This window comes from Chryseobacterium sp. 2TAF14, assembly GCF_052115105.1.
Taxonomy (GTDB): Bacteria; Bacteroidota; Bacteroidia; order Flavobacteriales; family Weeksellaceae; genus Chryseobacterium.
Genome location: NZ_JBFRGA010000236.1, coordinates 1 through 3,536, shown reverse-complemented (window position 1 = coordinate 3,536; position 3,536 = coordinate 1). Strand labels below are relative to the sequence as shown.

The following is a 3,536-nucleotide window of genomic DNA, read 5'->3' as shown; positions in this document are numbered from 1 at the left end:
AAATTGAATTATCTCTGCAGCATTCAGTTAGCAAAAAAATCGTGGAATTATCTTCCAAAATATGGCTTAAAACATCTTGCAGAATATCATGATATTCAATTTAAGCACCACAGAGCCGGAGATGATGCGGAAGCATGCGCAAGAATTTCGCTTTTAGCTTTTGAAAAACTCTTTCTTACCAGCAATGATGAAGTTTCAGATTATATGAAACAGAAAATTAAAGCGCTTTAAATCTTACAACAAGACTATCTTAGAATCTAACCGCAAAATTAGTTACTTAAAACCTCAGAAACTAGGTTAAATTTAGGAATATCGATTTCAAATTGTTCATTGGTATTCAGGTTTTCAACGAGATATTTTCCGCTCATATTTCCTACTCCTGAGCGTAGCATTACATTAGAGAAATAAGTGAAATTATCGCCAATTTCCACATCGGGAGTAAGCCCGATAACCCCATCACCTATAACTTCTGTAAACCCGAAACCTACATCAAAAATAAGCCATTTTCTTTTGAGTACTTTAATCGGGAAATCGCCATCGTTTTCTATAACGATATTGTATTTAAAAACATACCGGTTTTCTGAAGGGTAAGAGTTCTTGCTATCATATTCAGGATCTACCGAAACCTTGATATTCGAAGTAATTTTAGAAAACATTTCATTCAATTTAAAACAATAGATACAAAAATCTCGCCTTTTTCAAGGCGAGATTGTAGATATATATCTATTCAAAAAAATATTATAATCCTAAGCCTTTTCTTTCGTCTCCTCCTAATAGGATTTCTACAGGATTGTCGATACCTTCTTTTACCGCAACAAGGAATCCTACAGATTCTTTACCGTCGATGATTCTGTGATCGTAAGACATCGCAACATACATCATTGGACGAATGACAACCTGCCCGTCAACAGCAACCGGTCTCTGGATAATATTGTGCATTCCTAAGATTGCAGATTGAGGCGGGTTGATGATCGGTGTAGACAACATAGATCCGAAAGTACCACCGTTTGTAATGGTGAAAGTACCGCCAGTCATTTCGTCAACCGTAATTTTACCGTCTCTTACTTTTGTAGCTAAATCTTTGATGTTTCCTTCAACGTTTGCGAAAGACATATTTTCAGCATTTCTCAATACAGGAACCATCAATCCTTTAGGACCTGAAACCGCAATTGAAATATCACAGAAATCATAGTTTACTTTGAAATCTCCGTCGATCGATGCATTTACATCAGGATACATTTCTAAAGCTCTTGTAACCGCTTTCGTGAAGAAAGACATGAAACCTAAACCTACCCCGTGTTTCTGAGCAAATTCTTCTTTATATTGTTTTCTTAATCTGAAAATTTCAGACATATCAACTTCGTTGAAAGTCGTCAACATCGCTGTTTCGTTCTTTACAGAAACTAATCTCTGAGCGATTTTTCTTCTAAGAACTGAAAGTTTAGTTGTTGTCGTAGATCTTGAACCTGTAGCAGAAAGAGAGCTTCCTCCCATTGCAGGAACAGCCGCTAATTCAGCATCAGTTTTAGAGATTCTTCCGTCTCTTCCGGAACCTGAAACCTGAGAAGCATCAATTCCTTTTTCGTCAAGAATTTTCTTAGCAGCAGGAGAAGGAGTTCCCGTCGCATAAGACTGAGCCGCAGCCGCAGCCGGCTTTGGAGCTTCAGTTTTCGCAGGTTCAGCAGCTTTAGGCGCTTCTTCCTGTTTTGGAGCTTCAGCAGCAGGAGCAGCACCACCCGCAGGTTTTGCAGCGTCTCTATCAATTAAACAAACTACCTGACCTACCTGTACTACATCACCTTCTTCTGCTTTTAAAGTGATCACACCACTTTCTTCTGCAGGTAATTCTAATGTTGCCTTGTCTGAATCTACTTCAGCGATTGGTTGATCTTTTTCTACATAATCACCATCTTTTACAAGCCAAGTTGCAATTTCAACTTCTGTAATTGATTCTCCCGGTGAAGGAACTTTCATTTCTAAAATTGACATATCGTATTTTTTATTTTTTTAATTGATATTAAATTTTTTTAGACTAGAAGAATAAAGACAATAGATAAAAGACTTTTAAAAACCTTAATTTCTAACCTCTAATTTCTAACTTCTATTTTATTATTAAGCTGTTACAGGTCTTTTTACAGGAGCATCGTCTCTGTCGAAAACTCTGTTGATTACAGCATTTTGATTTTTTTCAAACATTTTGTGGCTTCCAGGAGCCGGAGCACCACTTTGAACTGGGGAAATTACCTGAATTCCTGTATCTCTGAAGTTTCTTAAGATATAAGACCAAGCTCCCATATTTTCCGGTTCTTCCTGAGCCCAAACCAATGATGTTCTGTTTGAATACTTAGCAAAGATTGCTTCGATAGCATCATTCTGAAGCGGGTACAACTGCTCAAATCTTACCAATGCAACATTTTCACAATTTAATTCTTCTTTTTTAGCTAATAATTCGAAGTATAATTTACCTGAACAAAGCACTAATTTTTCAACTTTTGCAGGATCAGCAGTTGGATCATCTAAGATTGGCTGGAATCCTTTGTTTGAGAAGTCTTCAAGCGGAGAAACCACTTTCGGATGTCTTAACAATGATTTAGGACTCATGACGATTAACGGCTTTCTGAATGACCATTTCAACTGTCTTCTCAATAAGTGGAAATAGTTAGCTGGAGAAGTGATATTCGCAACAACCATATTTTCGTTAGCACAAAGCGTTAAGAATCTTTCAAGTCTTGCTGAAGAGTGTTCTGCACCCTGACCTTCCGAACCGTGAGGCAACAACATCACTAAACCGTCCTGAATTTTCCATTTTTCTTCTGCTGCAGCCAAATATTGGTCTACAATAATCTGAGCTCCGTTTACGAAATCTCCAAACTGAGCTTCCCAAATTGTCAATGTATTAGGAGAAGCCATCGCATAACCATAATCAAAACCTAAAACTCCATATTCAGAAAGGTGTGAATTGAATACATCAAATCTGCTTTCTGAAACTTCTTTTAAAGGAATATATTCTTCTTCTGTATCTTCAGTTTTTACAACAGCGTGTCTATGAGAGAACGTACCTCTTTCTACATCTTCACCTGAAATTCTCACGTTGTGACCTTCCACAAGAAGCGTCGCATAAGCCAGCCATTCTCCAAGAGCCCAGTCTAACGAGTTTGCATCGATAGCTTTAAGTCTGTTTTCGAAAAGTCTTGTAATTTTATTTAAGAACTTTTTATCAGCCGGAAGAGTTGACATTTTAATTGCCAGTTCTTTCAGCTTCTCTAAGTCATATTTTGTATCAACAGCTTCCTGTACCGCACCTCTTTTTCCGATTGGGAAATTCGTCCAGTCATCTGCCATGAAAATATCCATTACGTTTTTCTCAATTTCTTTAGAAGCATCAAAATCTTTATCCAGTAAAGCTTTGAAATCTGCCTCCATTTTAGCAATTAGATCATTGGAAACTACACTCTCTTTCAATAAAAGATCTTTGTAGATTTCTCTTGGGTTCGGGTGCTTAGAAATTTTCTTATATAAATTAGGCTGCGTAAATC

2 protein-coding genes and 2 pseudogenes are annotated in these 3,536 nt (G+C 37.1%); 1 reads left to right on the top strand and 3 read right to left on the bottom strand.

The features are described 5' to 3' along the window. A pseudogene (locus AB4Y90_RS16650) lies at nucleotides 1-231 on the top strand (3'-5' exonuclease); the annotation flags it as partial. 38 nt (nucleotides 232-269) lie between these two features. On the opposite strand, the gene apaG reads toward AB4Y90_RS16650, so the two are convergent. The 3 genes and pseudogenes from apaG to AB4Y90_RS16635 form a co-directional block, all read right to left on the bottom strand. Further along, a complete protein-coding gene (apaG, locus tag AB4Y90_RS16645) occupies nucleotides 270-656 on the bottom strand; it encodes a Co2+/Mg2+ efflux protein ApaG (RefSeq protein ID WP_441558691.1) in 387 nt (128 codons plus the stop codon). A gap of 82 nt (nucleotides 657-738) precedes the next feature. Further along, nucleotides 739-1,989, bottom strand: coding sequence for a 2-oxoglutarate dehydrogenase complex dihydrolipoyllysine-residue succinyltransferase (gene odhB / locus AB4Y90_RS16640; protein ID WP_441558690.1), 1,251 nt, complete (start codon nucleotides 1,987-1,989; stop codon nucleotides 739-741). Between the two features lie 123 nt (nucleotides 1,990-2,112). Beyond that, nucleotides 2,113-3,536: pseudogene (locus AB4Y90_RS16635) on the bottom strand (2-oxoglutarate dehydrogenase E1 component); the annotation flags it as partial.